This window comes from Micromonospora sp. PRAS1 (assembly GCF_059553435.1).
In genome coordinates, this window is record NZ_JCANNB010000034.1 from 1 (window position 1) to 24,146 (window position 24,146).

Below are 24,146 nucleotides of genomic sequence, written 5' to 3' on the forward strand. Positions count from 1 at the left end.
CCTCACCACCTACCGCCCCCGCCGCTAACCACCCACTCACCCCCGCCCCCCTACTTCCGCCGATCTTGCACTTTTCGTCGTCTCATATCGGGCTTATCGCCCGAATCAGCGACCGAAAGTGCAAGATCGCCGGTGGGTGGGGTGGGTGGGTGGGTGGGTGGTTAGCGGCGGGGGCGGTAGGTGGTGAGGGCGGTGGGGAGGCCGCGGCGGATGATGCCGGCCCAGTCGGTGTCGCCGCGCAGTACCGCGGCGGCGGTCTTGCGGGCCTGGTCGGCGGTGAAGTGGGGCGGCATCATCAGCTCGGCGGGATCCACCAGGGCGTTGATCACCGTGGGGCGATCGGCGCTCAGCGCCCGGTCCCAGGCCTCGGGCACCTGATCCGGGTGGTCGACCAGTTCGCCGCGTAGCCCGAGCACCTCGGCCCAACGGTGGTAGCCGATGTCGGGCAGCTGCTGGCTGTCCGGGAACATCGGCGTGCCCTCGGTGGAGCGCTGCTCCCAGCTGACGAACGCCAGGTCCCGGTTGTTGAGCACCAGCACCACGAAGCGCGGGTCGCGCCAGCCCTGCCAGTACTTCGCCACCGTGATCAGCTCGTTGACCCCGTTCATCTGCATCGCCCCGTCGCCGATCAGGGCCACCAGCGGGCGGTCCGGGTGGGCGAACTTCGCGGCCAGCGCGTACGGCATGGCGCCGCCCATGGAGAGCAGGGTGCCCGAGAGGCTGGCCAGCATCCCCGGGCGGACCTTGATGTGCCGGGAGTACCAGGCGGTGGTGGTGCCGCAGTCGACGGTGAGCATGACGTCGTCGGGCAGCCGCTCGCTGAGGCTGGCGAAGAGCAGTTGCGGGTTGACCGGGTCGGCGGCCTGCTCGGCCAGCTCCCGCTGCGACTGCCGCCAGGCGGCGGTGGCCCCGGCGATGGTCTGCCGCCAGCGGGTCGGTCCCGGCCCCGGTCCCAGCTCGGCGAGCAGGGCGCGCAGGGTGGGCGCGGCGTCGCCGGTCAGGTTCACCTCGGTCGGGTAGCGCAGGCCCAGTTGGGTGCCGTCGTGGTCGATCTGCACCGCCCGCGCCTGGCCGGGCGGCGGATAGAACTCCGAGTACGGCATGTTGCTGCCCACGATGAGCAGCCGGTCGCACTGCTTCATCAGCTGCCAGCTGGGGCGGGTGCCGAGCAGGCCGATGGCGCCGGTGACCCAGGGCTCCCGGTGGTCCACGACGGTGAAGCCGAGCAGCGCGGTGGCCACCCCCGCGCCGAGCCGGTGGGCGATCTCGCGTACCTCCGTCTCGGCGCCGAGCGCGCCCTGGCCGACAAGCATGGCCACCCGCTCACCGCCGCGCAGCACTTCGGCGGCGTGCCGGACGTCGGCTGCCGGCGGCACGGTCGGTCCACTGCTCGGCACGGTGCTGGTGTGGTAGAAGCCGTGCGCGTGTGGCGGGTTGGGCATCGCGTCGAGGTCCTGCACGTCCAGCGGAAGGACCAGCGCGGTGACGGTACGCCGGGCCAGCGCGGTCCGGCAGGCCCGGTCGACCAGGTGTCCGACCTGGGCGGGGTGGTCGAGCTGGGCCAGGAACGCCGCCGCGACGTCCTTGTAGAGGGCGAGCAGGTCCACCTCCTGGTAGTAGCCGCCACCCTCGGCGGTGAGTGCGGTGTGCCCGACCAGCGCGACCACCGGCTGATGGTCCAGTTTTGCGTCGTAGAGCCCGTTGAGCGCGTGGATGGCCCCGGGCCCGCTGGTCACCAGGACAGCGCCGATCGGCCCGCCGCCGTACTTCACGTGCGCCGACGCGGCGAAGCCGGCGGTCTCCTCGTGCCGGACCTGGATGAACTGCGCCCGTTCGTGGGTACGTTGCAGCGCGGAGGTCATGCCGTTGATGCCGTCGCCCGGGTAGCCGAAGTATCGGCTGACGCCCCAGCAGGCCAGCCGTTGCACGATGTGGTCCGCGACGGTGGCGTTGCGGGGCAGGGGCCACGGGTCGACTGGCACGGAGCTGCCGGCGGGATTTGTGCTCACCTGATTCGCCTTCCGGGCTGCCAAACGAGGTGGCCCGGCATTCCCGCCCCGCACCGGACAAAACCACGCATCCGGCCCGCCGGCCGGGTGGGGTGGTCAGCGCTGGGTGAGGATGGCGCGGGCGGGGCCGTGGTGCCCGAGCGCGACGCTCACCGCGTCGGCTGCCTCGATGACCGCGGTGGAGAGTTCCGCCTCCCGGACCGCCAGGTTGATCGCGGAGAGCGGACCGGAGACGGAGAGGGCGGCCACGATCTCGCCGGCGGCGTTGCGGATGGGCGCGGCGAGGCAGGCCCGGCCGAGGGCGAGTTCCTCCACCTCGGTCGAGTAGCCCCGGGCCGCGCTCAGCGTCAGCTCGGCGTCGAGCCGCTCGTGGTCGGTGATGGTCCGGTTGGTGAACCCGACCAGGGCGGTACCCAGCAGTTGCCGGCGCTGCTGCGGCTCAACCCCGAGCAGCAGCGCTTTGCCCAGGCCGGTGGCGTGCAGCGGGATCGACTGGCCGATCAGGGTGAACGCGCGGGGAGCGAAGCGGCCCTCGAAGTTGCCCAGGTAGAACCCGTGCTCGGCGCGACGGACGGCGAGGTTCACCCCGAGGTTGAGTTCCGCGGCGAGATTCTGGGCGGTCTGCCGGGCGGCGCGGTAGACCGGGGACTGGTTCAGGGCCACTCCGCCGAGGGTCACCGTCTTGAGGCCCAACCGGTAGAGGTTGGAGATCGGATCGCGCTCCACCAGGCCGAGGGACTCCAGCGTGCTCAGCAGGCGGGAGGCGGTGGAGGCGCCGAGGCCGGTCTGCCGCGCCACGTCGGTCACCCGCAACTCCGGGCGCCCGAGCAGGAAGGCGTCCAGGATCGCCACTGCTCGCAGAATGCTCTGGTTTGATCCGTTGTCGGAAGTCACGTGCGTCCTCTGAATATCGCGTTGCGGTACCGACACTCTAGCGCTCAGTGCGCAGATCTCGGTTTCAGCCCTCGGTGCCTTTTGTCCGTATCCGGGCAGTCAGCTGGACGGAGACCGGAACGTCGAACGGCAGTGACGAGTGGCCCACCGCCGACCGGGCGTGCCGGCCCCGCTCGCCGAACACGTCCCGGAGCAGCTCCGAACCGGCGTCGGCGACCACCACGTGCTCGGTGAAGCCGGCGGTGGCGTTGATAGCCACGGTGAGGACCAGCAGGTGCTCCACCTCGTCGAGGGAGCCGGCGGCGGCCCGCAGGCTGGCGAGCAGGTTCAGCACGGACTGCCGTACCGCCGCTCTGCCCTGCTCGACGGTCAGCCCGGCACCGAGCTTTCCGGTCGGAAGCGGCGCTCCGGGCCGGGCCGGGCCGTGTCCGGAGAGCACGGCCAGGTCACCACTGACCACAATGGTGTCGTACGCGCCCGAGGCCGTTCGGGGCGGCGGAAGGGTGATCCCGAGGTCGGCGAGCCGCTGCTCGGGGGAGCGGTCGAGGCTCATCCGCGCCGCCCCCAGTCCGGCGTGATCGCGGCGGCCCGCTCGGCACCGGTAGCACCGGCGGTCGGCGCCTGGGCGAGGTGCTCGATCAGGGTCACCGTCCGGTCCCGGACCGCCTCGAAGAGTTGGCGGCCCTTCGCCACGTCGTGCCGGGCCGGATCGCCCAGCGCGCCGTTGGTGCTGAACTCGGCCAGCGACCGGGGCGTGAACCCGCCGACCGCGCGATCCGGAATGGCCTGACCCCGCAGCAGCTCGTGGGCCGAGTCGAGCAGCGGAGCGGGCCCGCCCAGCTCCTCGCTTACCACCACGTCCGGTACCAGGTGCAGGGCCAGGCTCGTCTCCACCTCGCAGGCGTGTCCGTACAGCTCGGACTGGGCGATGTCCACCACCACGTCGCGCCCCATCATGGACCAGTGCACGACCGCCACGGTGTGCCCGGTGCGCTGCCGGTACTCGGTCAGGAACGCGGGCAGGAAGGCGAGGTTGCCGCCGTGGCCGTTCATGATGACGAACCGTTCCAGGCCGTGTTGGCTCAGGCTGCCCAGGTAGTCCTCCAGCAGGGCGCAGAGGGTGCTCACCCGGGCGGTGAGGGTGCCGGGGAAGTCCATGTGGTGGGGGGAGAAGCCGACCGCGATCGGTGGCGTCATCAGCGCCGTGCCGCCGGCGGCGGCGACCACCTCTTCGGCCAGCCGTTCCGCGATCCGGTAGTCGATGCCGGCCTTGAGCGCGGGGCCGTGCTGCTCGGTGGCGCCGAACGGGATGACGCCGACCCGGGCCCTGGTCAACGCCTGCTGGACCTGCGGCCAGGTCATGTGATGCAGCCGGTACTCGCTCATCGTGGTGCTCCTTCGTCGGGGTACGGGCGGGAGGGGCCGTCGGCCGAGGGTGGAAACGAATGCGGGGCGAAGACGTTGGGTGAGCCGCCGGTGTGCAGGAACAGCCACGAACCGGGGCGCTCGTCGGCGAGCAGTGCCGCCATCGCCTTGCTGTTGTAGGTCAGGTCGAGAAAGGAGCCGCTGGCTCGCGCGGTGGCCCGTTGGGCGGCCACGGCCGCCCGGGTGGGCACCCCGTGACCGCCGCCGAGTTGCTGGTCGGTGACCTCCAGCGGGACCTGGTCGATCAGGTCGGTGGCGAGACCGGCCCGGTCCAGGGCTGCTGCGGCGCGGTCCCGGACCAACGACCGCAGCCGGGCCGCCGGGGCGAGCGCGGAGGCGACGACGAGGCCGACCGTGGCGCGGCGGGCGGCCAGCGCGGCCAGTACGCCACCGGCGGTGTTGCCGGCGCCGCCGGCCAGCATGATCCGGTCCGGTGCCGTGCCGCCGAGGGCGTCGGCGAGTTCGTCCACGACGGCGGTGGTGGCCAGCGCGCAGAGGGTGCTGCCGGGCGCGGTCCGGACGTCGACTACGGCGGCCCTCCGCCCGCTGGCCCCGACCTCGTCGGCGATGGCGGCCATGGTCCGGCCCTGCTCGGGATCGAACGCGTCGGTGGTGGCGAGCCAGTGCAGCCGGGCCGCGGTGAGTTCGTAGAGCACCTGGTTGCGGCTCGGTTCGGTGGGTGGCGCACCGCGCAGTACGAGGTGCACGTCGAGGCCGGCGGCGCGGGCGGCGGCGGCCACCACCCGGCAGAGGTTGGAATGCGGCCCGGCCGAGGTGATGACGGTGTCCGCGCCGGCGGAACGGGCCTCGCCGAGCAGCACGTCGACCTGGCGCACCTTGTTGCCGCCGAAGGCGAACCCACCGTGCTCCTCGGCGATCACCACCCGGTTGCCGGCCGGATGCAGGGTGGGTGCCGGCCAGCAGGTCACCGGCCAGCGGTGGATCCCGACCCGGGGCAGCGCCCGTACGGTGTCGGTGAGCCCAGGCTCCGGGCGTCCCCAGTCTGCTGCGCTCCGGACCATGTCAGAACCGGTCGTACTGCTGATAGAGGGCGCCCACCGACTCGCCGGCGCGGACCCGCTGCCGGATCTCCGTCTCGGTGCGGACCGTCGCCTCGGCCTCGACGAGCACGTCCAGGGCGATCTCGCGGGGCACGACGACCACGCCGTCGCTGTCGCCGACGATGATGTCGCCCGGATGCACCCGCACGCCCCCGCAGACCACCGGGGACTGCATGTCGACGACGTTCCAGCGGCCCTTGGCGTCCCGGGCGCTGCGGAACCGGTTGAAGACCGGGAACTTCAGCGACAGGATCGCGCCGGTGTCGCGTACGCCGCCGTCGATGACCGCGCCGAGCGCACCGCGCGCCATGGCGCCGTTGGTCAGCAACTCGCCCCAGTGGCCGACCGTGCGGTCACCGGCGCAGTCGAGGACCGCGACCTCACCCGCGGAGAGTTCGTCGATCATCCGGGCACCCAGCCGTACGGAACGGTCGGTGCTGCGCTCGGGACGGCCGAGCGCGGTGAAGGCCACGCCCGCGACGGTCATGTCCAGCGTCATAGGCAGCACATCGGTCATCACCTGGTGCCAGAGGCCGGCATCGTCCAGCGCGTCGGCGATCGCCGCCACGTAGAGCTTGCCGAAGCGGCGGCAGATCTCGTCGACCGGCGGGGTTTCCATCGAACTCCATTCATAGATTGGAAGATGATTGCAGTGACAGTACATCAGGTTCCAATGGCAGAACATCCCTTGCAGCCAGTGGAATGTGCTGGTAGGAATCCCTGCAACAGGTTGCGCGGGCTGCATCGAAGTCGAGCCGAGAGACCGGCACCAGCCGGGACGGGTCCGGCACCGGCGCGCGTGGTCGGCCCGGGAGGACCGCGAGAGGACAGGAGAGGCGATGCTCAGAGCGGCAGTCGTGGGAATGGGCTGGATGGGCCAGCTGCACGCCGGGATCTACCACCAGCATCCGGGCGTCGACCTGGTCGGTCTGGTCGAGCCGGATCCCGCCGCGGAGCAGGGGCTCCGCGACCGGTTCGGGGTGCCCGTCCACCGCGACGTCGACGAGCTGCTCGACCGGGTCGACGTGGTGAGCGTCTGTACCCCGGACCACCTGCATCCGCAGACCACCATCCCGTTCCTGCGGGCCGGTGCGCGGGTGCTGGTCGAGAAGCCGCTGGCGACCAGCTCCACCGACGCCCAACTGATCCTCGACGCCCGCCCCGACCCGCAGGCGCTCTCGGTGGGCCACATCCTGCGTTTCGATCCCCGGGTGATCCGCGCCCGCGAACTGGTCCGCTCCGGCGAACTCGGTCCGCTGTGGCATGTGGACGTCTGGCGCGACACCACCCGGACGGTCGCCGTACGACCCTCGGAGCGCACCAGCGTGGCCTGGTTCCTCGGCATCCACGACGCCGACCTGGTCCGCTTCGTCACCGGGCTGACCGCGATCCGGGTGTCCGCCCTCGGCCGGGCCGTGCTCTCGGCACACCCCGACGCGGTCTACGCCACCGTCCGCTACGACGGTGACGTCATCGGCTCGATGGAGAACAACTGGACCCTGCCGGACGGGCGGCCCAACCGGGCCCTGGCCGGCCTGCGCGTGGTCGGCGAGCACGGCTCCGTCGAGATCGACCTTGGGCACGTGGACCTGCTGCACGCCACCGCGGGGAGCGCGGTCAACGGCGACACCCGCAACTGGCCCAGCCGCACAGCCACCGGCGTGTCAAACATCCGTACCGAGGTCGAGGAGTTCGTCCGGGCCGCCGCCGACGGTGCGCCGGCACCGGTGCCCGGCGAGGAGGGACTCGCCGCGGTCCGGGTGGTCGAGATGATCCACGCCTCGCTCGCGGCGGACGGTGCGCCGGTCGGCGCCGGAGCCGTTCGGTGACCGGGGCCGTCCGCTCCTGGCTCGGCGACCGGCACGCCGAACCGACCGACTCGCGCTACCTGGTGCGCAGCCCGGTCGACGGTGACGTCGTCGCCGAGGTGCACCGCGCCACACCGGCCACCGTGGACGCCGCCGTCCAGGCAGCCACCGCCGCCGTCGCCGCCGATCGGCGCAGCAGCCCCTACGAGCGACGGGACCGGTGCCGGGCGATCGCCGATCGGCTGGTCGCCCGGCGGGCGGAGATCGCCACCCTGGTCACCGCCGAGACCGGCCGCACCTACCAGGGCACCCTGGCCGAGGTGGAGAAGGCCGCCGACGGCTTCCGGCTCGCCGGTGAGGAGGCAATACGGCTCGCCGGCACCACCCCGCCGGTCGCCGCCACCGAGAAGCTGGTGCTGACCCGCTGGCGGCCGACCGGGGTCTGGGCGGTCGTCACGCCCTGGAACTTCCCGGTGAACATCCCGGTCGAGTACCTCGGCCCGCTGGTCGCCACCGGCAACGCCGCCGTCTGGAAGCCGGCACCCACCACGGTCGCCTCCGCCAGTGTCGTGCTGGAGTGCCTGGTCGAGGCGGGCCTGCCCGACGGGCAGGTGACCCTGGTCGCCACGGACGACAACGAGGTCGCCGGTCACCTGGTCGGCCACCCGGGGGTGGTGGGCGTCGGGCTGACCGGCAGCACCGCCACCGGCCGGGCGGTCAGCCGGCTGGCGGCCGGCAAGCGACTCCTGCTCGAACTCGGCGGCAACGGCCCGATCATCGTGTACGCCGACGCCGACCTGGCGCACGCCGCGGACGCGGTGGCCCAGTCCTGCTTCACCGCGTCCGGGCAGATCTGTAGCGCGGGCGGACGGATCCTGGCCGAACCGGCCATCGCCGGCCCGCTCGCCGAGGCGGTGGCGGCCCGGGCCGCGCAGTACCCCACCGGTGACCCGTACCAGCCGGCCACCGTGCTCGGACCGGTCCACCTGGCCGAGCTGGCCACCCGGTTCGAGGAGCAGATCGCGGCGGCGACCCGGGGCGGCGGGCGGGTGCTCACCGGCGGGCGTCACCTGCCCGGCTTTCCCACCGGGCAGTACCTTCCGGCCACAGTGGTCGGTGACGTCGCGGTCGAGGCCGCGCTGAGCCGGCAGGAATCCTTCGCCCCCGTCGCCCCGATCGTGCCGCTGCCCGCGACCGAGCTGGTGAACGAGGCGAACCGGGGTGGCTACGGGCTCTCCACCGCCGTGTTCACCGCCGACCTGGGTCGTGCCCTCGACGCCGTCGCCGATCTCGAATTCGGCAGCGTCGTGGTCAACGACCGCTCCACCTACTGGGAGCTGCACCTGCCCTTCGGCGGCTGGGAGGGGAAGGAGTCCGGCACCGGGCGGGTGGGCGTACCGGCGGTCGTCCGCGCCGTCTGCCAGCAACAGACCCTCTCCCTGGCCCGCCCGTGAGCCCGCCCCGACAGAGCCGGAAGGTGGTGCTGAATTGATCAACTACACGGTACGCAGACTGCTGCTCGCGGTGGTCATCCTCTGGGGCGCGCTCACCCTGGTCTTCGCGGTGGTCCGGCTGGTGCCGGGCGACCCGGTCAGCGTCATCCTCGGCCCCGACGCCACCGCCGACGAGGTCGCCGAGGCGCGCCGGGAACTGGGCCTTGAACGCAACATCCTGGTCCAGTACGCCGGCTTCCTGGCCCGGGTGGTGCAGTTCGACTTCGGCCGCTCCTTCCGGCACAACAGCGACGCCTTCCAGATGGTCATCGACCGGCTGCCCGCCACCGTCACGCTGGCACTCACCGCGATCTGCATCGCGCTGGTGGCCAGCTTCCTGCTCGGCATCGCCGCGGCGCTGCGTCCGCGCGGCATCGCGGACCGGGCGATCTCGGTGCTCTCGCTCGTCGGCCAGTCGCTGCCCAACTTCTGGGTCGGCATCATCCTGCTGCTGATCTTCGCCCGGCACCTGAACTGGCTGCCCAGCGCCGGGAACAGCAGCCCGCAGCACCTGATCCTGCCGGCGGTGACGCTGGCGCTTCCCTTCACCAGCATCCTGGTCCGGCTGATCCGTTCCGGGCTGCTGGAGGTCCTCGGCGAGGGCTACATCCAGACCGCCCGGGCCAAGGGCCTGCGGGAGAGCGTCGTGCTCTTCCGGCACGCCCTGCGCAACATGTTGATCCCGGTGGTCACGGTCGCCGGGTTGCAACTCGGTGCGCTGCTCGGTGGCACGGTCGTGGTCGAGGAGGTCTTCTCCTGGCCCGGCCTGGGCCGGTTGCTCGTGGACGCGATCGGCAACCGGGACTACACGGTGATCCAGGCGAGCATCGCCTTCATCACCACCGCCTTCGTCCTGGTGAACCTCGTCGTGGACCTGCTCTACGCGTACATCGACCCTCGCGTGCGGGTGGTGAACTGATGGCCGACGCCACCTCGACCACGGCCCTGCGGACCCGGGCCCGGCGCCGGCCACCGGCCCTGCTGTTCCGGTTCTGCCTGGGCATCATCGGCCTGGCTGTGCTGGCCGGCGTGATCGGACCGTTCCTGGTTCCGTTCGACATCACCGAGACCAACATCGCCGACCGGTTGCAGCCGCCAGGTGCCGTGCTCTCCGACGGCTCCCGCGCCTGGTTCGGCACGGACGACGTCGGGCGCGGCATGCTCGGCCAGATCTTCATCGGCGCCCGGGTCTCCCTGCTGGTGGGGCTGGCGACCCTGCTGCTCTCCGGACTCTTCGGCACCGCCGTCGGCGTGGTCGCCGGCTTCGTCGGCGGCTGGGTGGACGGCCTGCTCATGCGGTTGGCCGACATCCAGCTCGCCTTCCCCTCCATCCTGTTGGCCATCCTCATCGCGGCGCTGCTCGGGCCAAGCCTGATCAACGTCATCGCGGTGCTGGCGGTGACCATCTGGGTGGTCTTCGCCCGGGTGGCCAGGGCACAGACCCTGGCCGTACGCAACCGGGAGTACGTCGACGCGAGCCGGGTGCTGGGCGCCCGGCCGCTCTTCCTGATCTGGCGGTGCATCCTGCCCGCCTGTGCCGCGCCGCTGCTGGTGGTCGCCACCGTGGAACTCGGCATGGTGATCATCACCGAGGCCGCGTTGAGCTTCCTCGGGCTCGGCACTCCGACCGCGACCCCGAGCTGGGGACTGACCATCGCCAACGGCCGGGGCTACGTGGCCGACGCCTGGTGGATCTCGACCCTGCCCGGAATTGCACTCTCCCTGCTCGTCGTCGCCTGCGGGGTGGTCGGCGACGAACTCCGCGACCGGCTCGATCCGCACCTGAAGCACCGGTGAGTTCGCGGCCGACCGTCCTGAGTCGAATGATGGAGGAGACACATGACATGGATAGGCAGAGCACGCCGGCGGTTGCTTGCCGGCCTGCTCGCGATGACCGTCGTCGGTTCGGCCGCCGCCTGCGGTGGCGGCTCCGCTGACGCCGAACAGGACCCGGTGCTGCGGGTCGGCATGCCGCTGCGGATGCTCTCGGTCGACCCGCACGGCACCGCCATCTCCGACCGCAGCACCCTGACCCTGGCGCTGCACCTGTTCGATCCGCTGGTCGCCTCCTCGGGCGGCGAGATCACCGGCCGGCTCGCCGAGAGCTGGGAGAACGTCGACGACACGACCATCCGGTTCACCCTGCGCGAGGGGGTCACCTTCCACGACGGGTCGCCGCTGACCAGCGCCGACGTCAAAGCCTCGTTCGACCGGCTCTTCGCGGCGAGCACCGCCCTCGCGCCGCTGTGGGCCACCATCGAGCAGGTGAACGCCCCCGACGACCGCACCGTCGAGATCGTCACGAGTCGGGCGACCGGTTCGCTGCTGACCAACCTGTCGATGGCGTACGTCGGCAGCAAGGCCCAGATCGACTCGGGCGAGATCGAGAGCGCACCGGTCGGCACCGGAGCCTTCAAGCTGGAGGAGTTCCGGTCCGGAGAACGGGCCGTCATGGTCGCCAACGAGTCCTACTGGGACGGTGCGCCGCAGTACGAGCGGCTGGAGTTCCAGGAGATCTCCGAGGACGCCGCCCGGCTGACCGCCCTGCGTACCGGCGAGATCGACGTCACCTACGCCCTGCCGCCGGACCAGCTCGACCAGGTGCGCGGCTTCGACGGGGTGACCGTGGAGAGCGGCCCGAGCGCCACGTTCTACGTCATCTGGGTCAACAACGCCCGCAAGCCGATGGACGACCCAAGGGTCCGGCAGGCGCTCTGGCACGCCGTGGACTTCGCCTCCATCCAGGAGAACCTCTTCGGCGAGAGCGCCGTGCTGGCCCGGGCGCCGGTGCCGCAACCGGTCTTCGGCGCGGCCGAACTGCCCGGCTACACGTACGACCAGCAGCGGGCCCGGGAGCTGTTGGCGCAGGCCGGCTACCCGGACGGCTTCAACACCAGCATCCAGTGGAGTGCGAACTGCTGCGCCAACATCCGGCCGCTGGTCCAGGCGATCCTGAGCGCCTGGAAGGAGATCGGGGTGACCGTCGAGATGCAGGAGAAGGAGGCCGGGCAGTGGCTCGACGACCTGCTCGCCCTCGACTGGGACATGAACATCCAGGACGGCGTGGTGGTGACCCAGGACGCCGAGTTCGTCCTCGGCCGGCTCTACACCTGCGCGGCCAAGCGGCTCGGCTACTGCAACGAGGAGTACGACCGGGTGATCGCCGACGCCTCGGCGGAACTGGACCCGCAGGAGCGGGAACGCAAGCTCCAGCGGGCGCAGGAGATCCTCTGGGCCGACGCGCCCGGGGCGTGGCCGTTCGAGCTGACCGCCTCGGCCGCCTGGCGGGACCGGGTCAGTGGCTTCGGTCCGCCGCCGACAAACGTGCCCGACTTCCGTGGCGTGACGCTGAACTGACCTGACGGCCGGGTGCGCCGGCCGACGAGGAGGCACCTGATGTCCCTGCTGTCCCTGCGTGACGTCGTCGTGGAGTTCGACTCCCGGGTTGGTCCGGTGCGGGCTCTGGACGGGGTCAGCCTGGACGTCGCCGAGGGGGAGACGCTCGCGTTGCTTGGTGAGTCCGGCAGCGGCAAGAGCGTCACCGCGCAGGCCATCCTCGGCCTGCTGCCCCGGCCCGCGGGCCGGCTCGCCGGCGGCCGGATCACCTTCGACGGTACGGAGCTGACCACCGCGTCGGCCCGGCGGATGCGGGCCGTCCGTGGCGGGGAGATCAGCATGGTCTTCCAGGATCCGCTCTCCTCGCTCAACCCGGTGCACCCGATCGGTCGGCAGATCGGTGAGACGCTGCGGGTGCACCGTGGTCTCTCCAAGGCCAAGGCCCGCGCCGAAGCACTGGATCTGATGCGCCGGGTCGGTATCCCCGACCCGGCGCGCCGGATCGACGACTACCCGCACCAGCTCTCCGGCGGAATGCGACAGCGGATCATGATCGCCATCGCGATCGCCCTGAGCCCGCGGTTGATCATCGCCGACGAGCCGACCACCGCCCTGGACGTCACCGTCCAGGCGCAGATCCTGCAACTCCTGGCCGACCTGCAACGCGACTACCGGATGGCGCTCATCCTGATCAGTCATGACCTGGGCGTCGTCGCCGCGCACGCCAGCCGGATCGCGGTCATGTACGCGGGCCGCATCGTGGAGACCGGCCCGCTGCGTCAGGTGTACGAGAATCCGGCCCACCCGTACACCCGCAGTCTGCTGCGGTCGGTGCCGACGCTCACCGCGCCGACCGCGCGGCTCACCCCGATCCCGGGCGTACCGCCCTCGCCGGAGGCCCTGCCCAGCGGCTGCCCGTTCCACCCCCGGTGCTCGTGGCGCGTCGACCGGTGCACCGAGCAGCGGCCGGCGTTGGCAGCCCTGCCGGTCGTCGAAGGTCCCGGTCGGGCCGCCGCCTGCCACCGGTCCGAGGAGGTACGCGATGCCTGAGTCCACCGCACCGGCGCTGCTTGAGGTCGACGACCTGCGGGTGCACTACCCGATCCGGTCAAGCGTGCTGCGCCGGACGGTCGGCCACGTCCGCGCCGTCGACGGGCTCTCCTTCCGGATCGGCGCTGGCCAGACGCTCGCCCTGGTCGGCGAGTCGGGGTGTGGGAAGACCTCGACCGCCCGGGCCCTGATCGGGCTGGAACGCGCCACCGGCGGCAGCATCCGGTTCAACGGCGAGGACCTGCGCGGGCTCAGTGCGGCCGAGCGTCGGCAGCTCACCCGGCAGGTGCAGTACGTCTTCCAGGACCCGTACGCCTCGCTGAACCCGCGGCTGACGGTCCGGGAGATCCTCCGCGAGGGCTGGCTGATCCACCGGGACCTGGTGCCGCGCCGAGAGCAGACCGACGAGGTGGTCCGGCTGCTGGAGCAGGTGGGGCTGACCGCCGCCCACGCCGACCGCTACCCGCACCAGTTCTCCGGCGGGCAGCGGCAGCGCATCGGCATCGCCCGGGCGTTGTCGATGCGACCGCAACTGATCATCTGCGACGAGCCGGTCTCCGCGCTGGACGTCTCGATCCAGGCGCAGATCCTCAACCTGCTCGCCGACCTGCGGGCCGAACTCGGACTCTCCTACCTGTTCATCTCGCACGACCTGCACGTGGTGCGGCACGTCAGTGACCAGGTGGCGGTGATGTACCTGGGCACCATCGTGGAGCAGGGGCCGGTGAGCGAGGTGTTCGAACGACCGGCTCACCCGTACACCCGGGCGTTGCTCTCGGCGGCACCGGACCCGTTCCCGTGGCGGCAGCAGGGGCCGGAGCCGATCGTGCTCACCGGCGACCTGCCCTCCCCGGCGGACCCGCCGTCCGGCTGTCCCTTCCGGACCCGGTGCTGGCTGGCCCGACCCAAGTGCGCCGAGCACCGCCCGGAGCTGCTCGGGACGGAACACCTGTGGGCCTGCCCGGTCGTGGCCGGGCCGGTGGCGCGGCGATGAGCCGGCGGGTCCTGGTCACCGGCGCCGCCGGAGCGATCGGCGGTGCCCTGGTCACCGCCTTCCGCGCCCGGGGCTGGCGGGTCGCCGGGCTCGACCGGCGACCGCCCGTCTCGCCGGCCACGCCGGAACTGATCTGGCTGGCCGCCGACCTGACCGACGAGCCGGCGGTCGACGCCGCGGTCGACCGGGTCCGGTCCGCGTGGGGCGGGCTGGACGTCCTGGTCAACAACGCCGCGGTCGGCCCACCCCGGGCACCGGTACGCCGCGAGACGGTGGACCATCTGCGGTCCGTGCTCGAGGTGAACCTGGTAGCCCCGCTCGGCCTGGTCCAGGCGGCGCTGCCCCTGCTCGCCGCCGGGGACGCGCCCGCGATCGTGCAGCTCTCCTCGATCGGTGCGACCAGGGCGTTCCGGGGCAACGCCGGATACGTGGCGAGCAAGGGCGCGATCGAGGCGTTGACCCGGGCCCTCGCGCTGGACCTGGCGGGACGCGGCATCCGGGTCAACGCGGTCGCCCCCGCGATGGTCCAGACGCCGGGCTGGGACAGCGCCGGCCCGGCCGAGTCGGACCGCCGGCGCGGCCTGGTGCCGCTCGGTCGTCCGGGGACCCTGGCGGAGGTCGCCGCCGTGGTGACCTTCCTCGCCGGCCCGGAGTCCAGCTACGTCACCGGCGTGGTACTGCCGGTCGACGGCGGGTTGGGCGCCCAGGCGTACAGCCCGGTCGAGGAGCCCGGCGTCGCCGCCACGATCGATCCATCAACGGGGGACTGATGCGGGTCAGCACGCTCGCCCGGATGCTGCCCCACCCCGAGACGGTCTGTGTCGGGGCGGACGGTTTCCTCTACGCCGGACTCGCCCTCGACAGCCCGCAGGGGCGGGGCCCGGTGGTCCGGATCGACCCGGAGAACGGGTCGGCGCGGTGGTTCACCGACACGGGCGGGCGGGTGCTCGGGCTCTGCCGGGCCGGTGACGGCCTCGTGGGCTGCGACGTGGCGCGGGCGGAACTGGTCCGGATAGGTCCCGACGGTGCGGTGACGGCGCGGATCGGCGCGGCCGGCGGCCGACCCCTGCAACGCCCGAACGGTTGCGTCGTCGACGCGGCTGGCGGGGTCTGGTTCACCGACTCCGGCACCGCCACCGCCGGGGAGCCGACCGGGTCGGTCTGCTATGTCGGCCCGGGGGAGGACGCCGGCTGCCGGGTCGCCGCAGCCGGCCTGGTCTATCCGAACGGGATCGGGGTCAGCCCGGACGGGTCGGTGCTGTACGTCTCCCTGACCCGGGACAACGCGCTGATCGCCTTCGACGTCGTGGGACCGGGCCGGTTGGCGGGCCGTCGGTTGGTCGCCGACGACCTGGCCGACGGGCCGGACGGGCTCTCGGTCGCCCCGGACGGCAGCTGCTATCTGGCGGTGACCCGACGCAGCCGGATACTCCGGATCACCCCGGACGGGCGGGTCGGCACCCTGATCGAGGCCCCGGAGCTGCTGCGGATGCCCTCCCACGCGGCGCTGCACGGTCACCGCATCCTGGTTCCCTCCCTGTTCGGCGACACCATCACCGCCATCGATCTGGACTAGATTTTCCGGCGCCGAGGGGACCCGCGAGCCGCGTTGGGTACGTCTGTTGTCGCCCGAGCGACGACAGACGTACCCAGAGAGCTTTTTGCGGGAGGCCGACGTGCGTGTTCCGTGGTTCCAGTGCCCGACGGCGGTGCGGCCGGTGCTGCCCCGCCGCGAACCCGGTGCGCACCTGCCGGACTGGCTGCGGCGGCCGACCCGGCCGGCGCCCCGGCGCTGGGCGGTCGGCTGGCTGACGCCGGGGCAGCAGTGGCGGGCCGGCGGCGGACGCTGCTGACCAGGCACCCGACCGGTCCGGACGCTGCCGATCCGCCCGGTCGGCACCCGGCCGGTCCGGACGGGCCTGGTCGGTGTGCGGCTTTCGCCTGTGGACGACACTCGAACCATGGCGCTCAGTCCGCACGACGTCGACCTGTTCGAGCAAGCCCGGCCCCGGCTGGAGGCGGTGGCCTACCGCCTGCTGGGCTCTGCCAGCGACGCCGAGGACGCGGTCCAGGACACGTTCCTGCGCTGGCAGGCAGCCGACCGGGTACGCGTCGAGAAGCCCGTGGCCTGGCTGACGAGGGTGCTCACCAACCTGTGCCTGAACCAGCTCACCTCGGCACGCGCCAGGCGGGAGAGCTACGTGGGCGTGTGGCTGCCCGAGCCGCTGCTCGCCGGGGACCGGATGCTCGGCCCGGTCGACACCGCCGAGCAGCGGGAATCGGTCTCGACCGCGGTGCTCACCCTGCTGGAACGACTCTCCGCCCACGAGCGCGCGGTGTACGTGCTGCGCGCGGCCTTCGGCTACTCGCACGCCGAGATCGCGGAGATCCTCGACCTCACCGAGTCGAACTGCCAGCAGCTCTACCGGCGCGCCAAGCAGCACGTCAGCACGGACCGCGCGCGGGTTCAGGTCGACGCGGCCGCCGCGCGCGCGATCGCCGAGGAGTTCCTCGCGGCGGCCACCAGCGGGGAGACCCGCCGGCTGGTCGAACTGCTCACCGACGACGCGCTGAGCGCCGGCGACGGTGGCGGCAAGGTCCCGGCCCGGACCACCCCGACCATCGGCGCGCTGGCGGTGGCGAGGTTCCTCCAGAGCGTCTTCCGGCCCACCGACGTCAAGCGCGAGTTGCTTGGCGGCCGCGCCGACCTCTACGCCGAGGTCGTGAACGGCGAGCCGGCCGTGGTGGTCGTCGTCGGCGACCGGGTCGTCGGCGTGATGTCGCTGGAGGTCACCGCCGAGGGCCTGGCGGCCGTCCGTACCCAGGCCAATCCCGACAAGCTCGCCCGCGCCACCCGGCAATGGGCCGCGTCGGCGCACGGCAGGCCCGTCGCCGGCTGGTGACCCAGGTCATAGCCGTCTCCTGTCAGCAATCGCGGCGCTGTCCGGTTCAGGTAACGAACGCCACCGAGACAGGAGTGGGATCATGAGGCATCGCATCGTCGTCCTCGGAGCCGGGTACGCCGGAGCCACCGCCGCCGGACGCCTCGCCCGGCGGCTGCACCCCGAGCACACCGAGATCACCATCGTCAACGCCGAACCGGATTTCGTCGAGCGGGTCCGCATGCACCAGCTCGCCGCCGGCCAGCAGCTCAAGCCGCGCAGGCTGAGTGACATCTACGCGGGCACCGGCGTGCGGGTACGCGTGGCCCGGGTGACCGCCGTCGACGCCGACCGTCGGGTCGTGACGCTCGACGACGGGCAGGGCCTCGACGAGATCGGCTACGACACGCTCGTCTACGCCCTCGGCAGCACCTCCGCCGACCACGGTGTACCCGGCGTCGCCGAGCACGCCTACGACGTGGCCGGTAGGCGGTCCGCGCTGCGGTTGCGCGCGCGCCTGCACGAGCTCACCGCGGGCGAAACCCTGCTGGTCGTCGGCGGGGGCCTCACCGGGCTCGAAGCGGCCACCGAGCTCGCCGAGGCCCGGCCCGACCTCGACGTCGCGATCGCCACCCGTGGCGGTCTCGGCGACTGGCTCGACGAGCGGGCCCAGCGGTACCTGCGGAAGGCCTTCGACCGGCTCGGCATCACCGTTCACGAGCACGCCGACGTCGCCCGCGTCGAGCAGACGGGTGCCGCCACCGCCGACGGTCGCGTCATCCCCGCGCGGGTGACCGTCTGGACGGCCGGTTTCGCCGTCCATCCCATCGCCGCGGCCACTACCCTGGCGGTCGCGCCGACCGGGCAGATCGTCGTGGACGCGACGATGCGCTCCATCTCGCATCCCGACGTGTACGCGGTCGGCGACGCCGCCCTCGCCGACGGCCCGGGCGGCCGGCCGCTGCGGATGTCCTGTGCGACCGGCGCGCCGATGGCCTGGCAGGCCGCCGACGCCATCGCCGCGCGGCTGAGGGGCCGACCGATCCCCAGGGCCCCGCTGCGCTACTTCAACCAGTGCATAAGCCTCGGCCGGCGCGACGGCATCATCCAGTACGTGACCGCCGACGACCGGGCCAGGTCGTTCCATCTCACCGGCGGGCTGGCGGCCCGCTACAAGGAGCTGGTCTGCCGAAGCGCGGCCTGGAGCATCTCCCACCCGACGCTCATGCTCCCGTCCCGTCGCCGCCGCATCACCGTGCCGCGACCGGCGATGCTCAGCGGGGGTGCGCGGCAGAGAATCGCCAGATGAGATCGGTGGCCGCGACGCCGCAGCGTCGACCTACAGCGGATGCAGGTCGAACCGCCCCCAGGCGAGGAAGGCGAACAGGCTCAGGTAGAGCAGGTCACCGGCAAGGAACTTCCACTCCCCGCGGCGGAATCGCGTGGTCCCGGCGCCGGCCATGAACAGCATCATCCCGCATGCCGCGAGCGGGGTCAGGACCGGCGCGACATTGAACGCCGCCGGCAGGATCAGCCCCAGACAGCCGATGATCTTGATCGTGCCGATGATTTTGAGCTGCGCGTCACCGAAGTCGTCGACCCAGTGTTGGCTGGATCCGAGGGCGCGGTACTTCTCCCTCGGTAACAGCAGCAGGCTGGTGCCTCCGACGGTGAACGCGAGGGCGAGGGCGCCGGCGAGGATCCACAGGGTGAGGTTCATGGTTGCTCCTTCGGTGTCACAAGGGCCCGCTCGGGGGCGTCGTGTGGATGACGAACCGGAGCGAGAAGAGGTAACCGATGAACGCGGCGACGTCCTTGGTCGAGGAGTTCCAGGCACATCGCGAACGCCTGATGGCGATCGCCACGCGCGTTCTCGGTAACCGGAGCGACGCCGAGGATGTCGTGCAGGAGGCCTGGCTGCGCCTGGCCCGCCAGGAGCCCGCCTCCGTGGACAACCTGGCTGGCTGGCTCACCACAGTGGTGGGCAGATTGAGCATCGATGTGCTGCGGGTGCGGACGGCCAAGGGCGAGGTGCCGTTCGACACCCGTGAGCTTGTCGTGACCGAGGACGACCCCGGTAACGACCCGGCGGACCAGGCGCTGAAGGTCGAGTCGCTCGGTCTGGCGCTGCTGGTCGTGCTGGACTCCCTGCAATCCGACGAGCGGTTGGCGTTCGTGCTGCATGACATGTTCGCCATGCCGTTCGCCGAGATCGGGGCGATCATCGACAAATCGGCCGACGCCGCGAAGATGGCCGCGAGCAGGGCGCGTCGCAAAGTGCACGGCGCCGCCCGCCCCACCGCCCGCCTTCGCCAGCAGCGCCAGGTGGTCGATGCGTTCCTGTCCGCAGCACGCGACGGAGACTTCGAGGCGCTGCTATCGGTCCTTGACCCGGAGCTGACCTGGGAGGTGACGGGCGCGCGGGACGTCGTGGTGCGGCGTGGCCGCGCCGAACTCGCCCGCGCGGTAGTGCGCGGTGGCGGGTTGGGTTTCACGGTTCGTCGCGTCCTGGTCGACGGGCAGCCCGGGATCCTCGTCTGGGGACCGGCCGGTCACCCGGTGGGCCTGATGGCCTGCACCGTCGAGAACGGCCGCATGACCAGGATCGTCTCCATCGCCGACCGGGCCCGGCTGGGCCGGCTCGACCTGCCGGCTCCGGCCCGCGCAGCCTGACCGACGGCCGAGCGGCTCCACGGGCGGGTTGTGCCCGACGCGGCGGTCCGGTCGTGCTCAGCATCGACGCCACCGGCATGCATGCCAGTGGCCGTACCTTCTATCGGGCCGCCAACGGCGTCTGGCTGACCCACCAGGTGCCGCCGCGGTGGATCGCCCTGCCCGGGTGACGGTGGCTCGCCACGATATTCACATACCTTGATATGTTATCGCTCACACGATACGTTGCAAGGTGGAGCCAGGGGCGCGCTCGTTTGTCGTGGTTTGGATCTGGGGCCCAGCACGACACCACCACCACGGTGCATCGCACCACCCTGCGCGTCGTCAGTGGCGCGGAACGGAGTACACGATGGTGAAAAACAGATCGCTCTTCACCCCCGCCGCACTCGCGGCACTGCTCGTCCTGGTCGCCGGTGCCGTGGGTCTGGCCGGCACCACCGGCGCCACCGCTTCGACGCCGAAAGCCGCCGCCGTCACGGCCGGGCAGGTCGGCACCCTTGCGGCGTCGGCGGGCTGTGGTCGGTCGCCGGGCTTGAACAGCGGCACGCACACGATTCAGAGCAACGGTAAGAGCCGTAGCTTCATCCTGCGGGTGCCGGCCAACTACAACCAGAACAATCCGTACCGGCTGATCTTCGGGTTCCACTGGCGCGGTGGTACCGCCGTGGACGTGGACACCGGGCAGACGGTGCTGCGGGACGTGTGGTCGTACTACGGGCTGCGGCAGTTGGCGAACAACACCGCGATCTTCGTGGCGCCGCAGGGTCTGAACAACGGCTGGGCCAACTCTGGCGGCGAGGACGTGACCTTCGTCGATGACATGTTGCGGCAGATCGAGGCGAACCTCTGCGTGGAGACGACGCTGCGGTTCGCGCTCGGGTTCAGCTTCGGCGGCGGAATGAGCTACGCGCTGGCGTGCGCGCGGCCGGACGTGTTCCGGGCGGTCGCGGTGTACGCGGGCGGGCAGATCAGCGGATGCAGCGGCGGCACCGGCCGGATCGCGTACCTGGGTGCCCACGGGGTCAGCGACGGCGTCCTGGGCATCGCCGGTGGCCGGTCGCTGCGGGACCGGTTCGTGACGAACAACGGGTGTACGCGGCAGAACGCGCCGGAGCCGGCGGTGAACAGCCGCACCCACATCACCACCAACTACTCCGGCTGCGCGGCCGGCTACCCGGTGCGGTGGATCGCCTTCGACGGCGGGCACGACGCCAGCCCGGCCGACGGCGCCAACCGCGACGCACCGCCGGACGTCAAGGGCCGCACCACGTACCTGCCGGCCGAGACCTGGAACTTCTTCACCCAGTTCGGTGGCGGCACCACCCCGCCGCCGAATCCCACCACGCCGCCGCCGAACCCGACCACCCCGCCGCCCGGCGGCACCGGTGCCTGCCGGGTCGCGGTCACGGTCAACGCCTGGAACAGCGGCCTGACCGAGGACATCACCATCACCAACACCGGTAACAGCGCGATCAACGGCTGGTCGCTGGTCTTCACGCTGCCGGGTGGGCAGACCATCACCGGCGGCTGGAACGCCAGCTACTCGCCCAACTCCGGCCAGGTGACGGCGCGCAACGTGTCGTACAACGGCACCATCGCCGCCGGCGCGTCGGTAAGCATCGGCTTCCAGGCCACCCACACCGGCAACAGCGGCAGACCGGGCTCGTTCGCGCTCAACGGATCCACCTGCACCATCGCCTGATCGGCTACGGGCGCACCGTCGCCCGTAGCCGCTACGGCGTACGGCGCCGGACGCCGTCGAGACGTCCCCGGGCGGAAGCTGCCCGGGGACGTCTCCCGCTGACAAGGGAGCCCTGCACCGCCGCAGGCATTGACAAGGCGCCCCTCCTTACACTCGGCGGGTGGGTGTTGAGTTGATCACCGAGCCGGACGACGAGCGGATCGGCGACTACCGGGCGTTGACGGACGTGGAGTTGCGGACCCGGTGGGAACCACCGCACGGGCTGTTCATCGCCGAGGGAGAGCTGGTGCTGCGGCGGGCGCTACGGGCCGGCTATCCGGCCCGGTCGTACCTCGTCGACGCCAAGCGGGTCGACCAGCTCGCCGACCTGGACACCGGCGACACCCCGGTCTACGCCGCAACGCAGGACGTGCTGCGGGCGGCCACCGGCTTCCACGTGCATCGGGGGGTGCTCGCGTCGTTCCGGCGCAAGGCGTTGCCGGCCGCCGCCGAGGTGCTCGCCACCGCCCGCCGCGTGGTGATCCTCGAGGACGTCAACAACCACACCAATCTGGGGGCGATCTTCCGGGCGGTCGCCGCGCTCGGCGTGGACGCGGTGCTGCTCTCGCCGTCCTGCGCCGACCCGCTCTACCGGCGCAGCGTACGGGTCAGCATGGGCGAGGTCTTCGCTGTGCCGTACGCGAAACTGGAGCCCTGGCCGGCGGCGCTGGCGCAGGTGCGGGAGGCCGGCTTCACCGTGCTGGCGATGACCCCGGCACCGGACGCGGTGCCGATCCAACGGCTGACGGCGGACCAGCGGGCCCGGGCCGCGCTGCTGCTCGGTGCCGAGGGGGCCGGGCTGACCGACGCCGCGATGGCGGCCAGCGACGTACGGGTGGTCATCCCGATGCGTCGCGGCGTCGACTCGCTGAACGTCGCTGCCGCGAGCGCGGTGGCCTGCTGGGAGTTGGGTCGCGACGACCCCGTCTGAGCGGTACGGCCGCTGGCCAGCGGCTACCGGGACCCGCGTCACGGACGGTAGCGTGTCGCGCGTGTTCCCTACCGTGCGTGAGGTCCTGGCGTTGAATCCGGTCCGCCACGGCGCGCCGCGCCTGGTCGCGGGCCACGCCGGGGTGGATCGGCCGGTGCGCTGGGTGCACGTGGCCGAGGTGCCGGACATCGCCACCCTGCTCGGCGGTGGCGAACTGGTGCTCACCACCGGTATCGGGCTGCCGGCCGACGACGTAGGTCTGCGGGCCTTCATCGGTGACCTGGCTGGCGTCGGCGTCTCCGGACTGGTGGTCGAGCTTGGCCGCCGCTACCTCTCCGGGGTGCCGAGGGTGATGGTCGCCGCCGCCCAGCGGCACGGCCTGCCGCTTGTGGAACTGCGCCGGGCCACCCCGTTCGTCCGGATCACCGAGGCGGTGCACGCGCTGATCGTCGACGCGCAGCTCACTGAGCTGCGCGCCACCGAGGAGATCCATCAGCGGTTCACCGAACTGTCGGTGGAGGGCGCCGACCCGGAGGAGGTGATCCGGCAGGCCGCCGAGCTGTCCGGCTGCCCGGTGGTGCTGGAGAACCTCTCCCGCCAGGTGCTCGCGTACGACCCGGCGGGGGAGCAGGCGGAACTGCTGCTCGACGGGTGGGAGCAGCACTCGCGACGGATCCGGCCGGCCGGACGTACGGCGTACGACCCGGACAGTGGCTGGCTGGTGACAATGGTCGGCGCCCGGGGCGAGGACTGGGGCCGGCTGCTGCTGCGCTGGCCGGGTGGTGACCTGGGTGGGTCGGTTGGCGCGGTGCGCGCCGCGGCCACGCCGCCGACGCGGCTGACCATTCTGGTGGAACGGGCCGCCTCGGCGCTGGCGTTGGGGCGGCTGATCCGGCGCGACGCCGAGGGGCTGGAACGGCAGGTCCATCGCACCCTGCTCACCGCGTTGCTGGACCGTACCCGGCCGGTGGACGAGGTGAGCCTGCGAGCCCGAGGGCTGGGGCTGGTGCTGGAGCGTCGGCACCTGGTCGGCGTGGTGGTCCGGCACCGGGGCGACGAGCCGGGGGGAGAGGCCGGTCCGGCCGCCGACCCTGTCGTCTCCGACGTCGATTGGGCGTTGCCGGGTGGCGATCCTGGGCCGGCCCGGCTGCGGGACCTCGCCGAGACGGTGGGGCAGGCGCTGCGCGAGGCGCACCTGACCGCGTTGACCAGCGTGGTGGACGATCAGGCCGTCGGTGCGCTGCTGGCCCTGCCCGACCTGGCGGCGGAGGAACGGGCGCTGGCCGCCTTCGCCGCCGCGCTGCGCCGCAACCGCCCTCGGGTCTCCGGCGATCTGATCATCGCGGCCGGTTCCGGGGTGGGTAGCCTGCGCGAGGCGGGACGGTCGCTCACCGAGGCCCGGCAGGTCGCCGAGGCGGCTCGGCGGGACCGGCGGGACCTGCCGATCTTCCGGTTGCCGCACGTCGGGCTCGCCGGGCTGCTGCACCTGCTGCGCGACGAGCCGCGGCTACAGACGTTCGTCGAGCGCGAGCTGGGCGCCCTGCTGACGTACGATGCCCGGCACCCGCGTGAGCAACTGCTCGGCACCCTGCGGGCGTACCTGGAACAGGGGCGGAACAAGTCGGCGGCGGCCGGGGCGACACATTTGTCCCGGCCGGCGTTCTACGAGCGGCTGGCCCGCATCGGCCGGATCCTCGACGTCGACCTCGACTCCGTCGACACCTGCCTCTCCCTGCACGTGGCCCTGCTCGCCCTCGACGCCGTCCGCGCTCCCTGACCCCTACCCTCGCCGATCTTGCACCTTCGGTCGGCGCTTCGCGCCTTTTTTGGGCTTTTGCGCCGACGGGAA

General features: G+C 72.1%; 23 protein-coding genes. 16 read left to right on the forward strand and 7 right to left on the reverse strand.

Going from position 1 to position 24,146, the window contains the following annotated elements; genetic code table 11:
• Positions 1 to 161: 161 nt before the first annotated feature.
• The 6 genes from AC507J_RS25285 to AC507J_RS25310 form a co-directional block, all read right to left on the reverse strand.
• On the reverse strand, positions 162 to 2,009 hold the full coding sequence (locus tag AC507J_RS25285) for a thiamine pyrophosphate-requiring protein (protein ID WP_496291696.1): 1,848 nt from the start codon (positions 2,007 to 2,009) through the stop codon (positions 162 to 164).
• Positions 2,010 to 2,105: 96 nt separating this feature from the next.
• Entirely contained in the window at positions 2,106 to 2,939 is an 834-nt protein-coding gene (locus tag AC507J_RS25290) for an IclR family transcriptional regulator (RefSeq protein WP_496291697.1), read from the reverse strand.
• 28 nt (positions 2,940 to 2,967) lie between these two features.
• Positions 2,968 to 3,456 (reverse strand): RidA family protein, encoded by a 489-nt coding sequence (locus AC507J_RS25295; protein WP_496291698.1) that lies wholly within the window; start codon positions 3,454 to 3,456, stop codon positions 2,968 to 2,970.
• Positions 3,453 to 4,289 carry a creatininase family protein gene (locus tag AC507J_RS25300; RefSeq protein WP_496291699.1) on the reverse strand — a complete coding sequence of 279 codons (837 nt, stop codon included), beginning with the start codon at positions 4,287 to 4,289 and terminating at the stop codon, positions 3,453 to 3,455. Before AC507J_RS25300 ends, AC507J_RS25295 begins: the two co-directional genes overlap by 4 nt.
• Positions 4,286 to 5,350, reverse strand: coding sequence for a pyridoxal-phosphate dependent enzyme (locus AC507J_RS25305; RefSeq protein ID WP_496291700.1), 1,065 nt, complete (start codon positions 5,348 to 5,350; stop codon positions 4,286 to 4,288). The genes AC507J_RS25300 and AC507J_RS25305 overlap by 4 nt, the downstream gene beginning before the upstream one ends.
• A gap of 1 nt (position 5,351) precedes the next feature.
• On the reverse strand, positions 5,352 to 6,008 hold the full coding sequence (locus AC507J_RS25310; protein WP_496291702.1) for an RraA family protein: 657 nt from the start codon (positions 6,006 to 6,008) through the stop codon (positions 5,352 to 5,354).
• A gap of 220 nt (positions 6,009 to 6,228) precedes the next feature.
• Between AC507J_RS25310 and AC507J_RS25315 the strand changes: the two genes are divergently transcribed.
• The 12 genes from AC507J_RS25315 (at position 6,229) to AC507J_RS25370 (ending at position 18,261) form a co-directional block, all read left to right on the forward strand.
• A complete protein-coding gene (locus tag AC507J_RS25315) occupies positions 6,229 to 7,218 on the forward strand; it encodes a Gfo/Idh/MocA family protein (RefSeq protein WP_496291704.1) in 990 nt (329 codons plus the stop codon).
• Complete coding sequence (locus AC507J_RS25320; protein WP_496291706.1) at positions 7,215 to 8,651, forward strand: aldehyde dehydrogenase family protein; 1,437 nt, start codon at positions 7,215 to 7,217, stop codon at positions 8,649 to 8,651. The genes AC507J_RS25315 and AC507J_RS25320 overlap by 4 nt, the downstream gene beginning before the upstream one ends.
• Before the next feature lie 34 nt (positions 8,652 to 8,685).
• Positions 8,686 to 9,609 (forward strand): nickel ABC transporter permease, encoded by a 924-nt coding sequence (gene nikB, locus AC507J_RS25325; protein WP_496291708.1) that lies wholly within the window; start codon positions 8,686 to 8,688, stop codon positions 9,607 to 9,609.
• Positions 9,609 to 10,487, forward strand: coding sequence for an ABC transporter permease (locus AC507J_RS25330; protein WP_496291710.1), 879 nt, complete (start codon positions 9,609 to 9,611; stop codon positions 10,485 to 10,487). The genes nikB and AC507J_RS25330 overlap by 1 nt, the downstream gene beginning before the upstream one ends.
• 42 nt (positions 10,488 to 10,529) lie before the next feature.
• Complete coding sequence (locus AC507J_RS25335) at positions 10,530 to 12,047, forward strand: ABC transporter substrate-binding protein (protein WP_496291712.1); 1,518 nt, start codon at positions 10,530 to 10,532, stop codon at positions 12,045 to 12,047.
• A 39-nt stretch (positions 12,048 to 12,086) separates the two neighbouring features.
• The gene (locus tag AC507J_RS25340; protein WP_496291715.1) at positions 12,087 to 13,076 is read left to right on the forward strand and encodes an ABC transporter ATP-binding protein; all 990 of its coding nucleotides are present in this window, start codon (positions 12,087 to 12,089) and stop codon (positions 13,074 to 13,076) included.
• Positions 13,069 to 14,070 carry an ABC transporter ATP-binding protein gene (locus AC507J_RS25345; RefSeq protein WP_496291717.1) on the forward strand — a complete coding sequence of 334 codons (1,002 nt, stop codon included), beginning with the start codon at positions 13,069 to 13,071 and terminating at the stop codon, positions 14,068 to 14,070. Before AC507J_RS25340 ends, AC507J_RS25345 begins: the two co-directional genes overlap by 8 nt.
• Positions 14,067 to 14,840 (forward strand): SDR family NAD(P)-dependent oxidoreductase, encoded by a 774-nt coding sequence (locus tag AC507J_RS25350; protein ID WP_496291719.1) that lies wholly within the window; start codon positions 14,067 to 14,069, stop codon positions 14,838 to 14,840. The genes AC507J_RS25345 and AC507J_RS25350 overlap by 4 nt, the downstream gene beginning before the upstream one ends.
• Positions 14,840 to 15,646: an SMP-30/gluconolactonase/LRE family protein gene (locus AC507J_RS25355; protein WP_496291721.1), complete on the forward strand. Its 807-nt coding sequence runs from the start codon at positions 14,840 to 14,842 to the stop codon at positions 15,644 to 15,646. Before AC507J_RS25350 ends, AC507J_RS25355 begins: the two co-directional genes overlap by 1 nt.
• Positions 15,647 to 15,746: 100 nt before the next feature.
• Positions 15,747 to 15,923, forward strand: a complete 177-nt coding sequence (locus AC507J_RS25360) for a hypothetical protein (RefSeq protein ID WP_496291723.1) — start codon at positions 15,747 to 15,749, stop codon at positions 15,921 to 15,923.
• Positions 15,924 to 16,031: 108 nt separating this feature from the next.
• Positions 16,032 to 16,973 (forward strand): RNA polymerase sigma factor SigJ, encoded by a 942-nt coding sequence (gene sigJ, locus AC507J_RS25365; protein ID WP_496291725.1) that lies wholly within the window; start codon positions 16,032 to 16,034, stop codon positions 16,971 to 16,973.
• An 82-nt stretch (positions 16,974 to 17,055) separates the two neighbouring features.
• Positions 17,056 to 18,261, forward strand: coding sequence for an NAD(P)/FAD-dependent oxidoreductase (locus AC507J_RS25370; RefSeq protein ID WP_496291727.1), 1,206 nt, complete (start codon positions 17,056 to 17,058; stop codon positions 18,259 to 18,261).
• 30 nt (positions 18,262 to 18,291) lie between these two features.
• Here the strand turns inward: AC507J_RS25370 and AC507J_RS25375 are convergent, their stop codons facing one another.
• On the reverse strand, positions 18,292 to 18,672 hold the full coding sequence (locus AC507J_RS25375) for a DoxX family protein (protein ID WP_496291729.1): 381 nt from the start codon (positions 18,670 to 18,672) through the stop codon (positions 18,292 to 18,294).
• A gap of 77 nt (positions 18,673 to 18,749) precedes the next feature.
• Between AC507J_RS25375 and AC507J_RS25380 the strand changes: the two genes are divergently transcribed.
• The 4 genes from AC507J_RS25380 (at position 18,750) to AC507J_RS25395 (ending at position 24,074) form a co-directional block, all read left to right on the forward strand.
• The gene (locus tag AC507J_RS25380; RefSeq protein WP_496291731.1) at positions 18,750 to 19,625 is read left to right on the forward strand and encodes a sigma-70 family RNA polymerase sigma factor; all 876 of its coding nucleotides are present in this window, start codon (positions 18,750 to 18,752) and stop codon (positions 19,623 to 19,625) included.
• Between the two features lie 349 nt (positions 19,626 to 19,974).
• Positions 19,975 to 21,327 (forward strand): CE1 family esterase, encoded by a 1,353-nt coding sequence (locus AC507J_RS25385; RefSeq protein WP_496291733.1) that lies wholly within the window; start codon positions 19,975 to 19,977, stop codon positions 21,325 to 21,327.
• A gap of 160 nt (positions 21,328 to 21,487) precedes the next feature.
• The gene (locus AC507J_RS25390) at positions 21,488 to 22,297 is read left to right on the forward strand and encodes a TrmH family RNA methyltransferase (RefSeq protein ID WP_496291736.1); all 810 of its coding nucleotides are present in this window, start codon (positions 21,488 to 21,490) and stop codon (positions 22,295 to 22,297) included.
• Between the two features lie 61 nt (positions 22,298 to 22,358).
• Complete coding sequence (locus tag AC507J_RS25395) at positions 22,359 to 24,074, forward strand: PucR family transcriptional regulator (RefSeq protein WP_496291738.1); 1,716 nt, start codon at positions 22,359 to 22,361, stop codon at positions 24,072 to 24,074.
• Positions 24,075 to 24,146 lie beyond the last annotated feature (72 nt).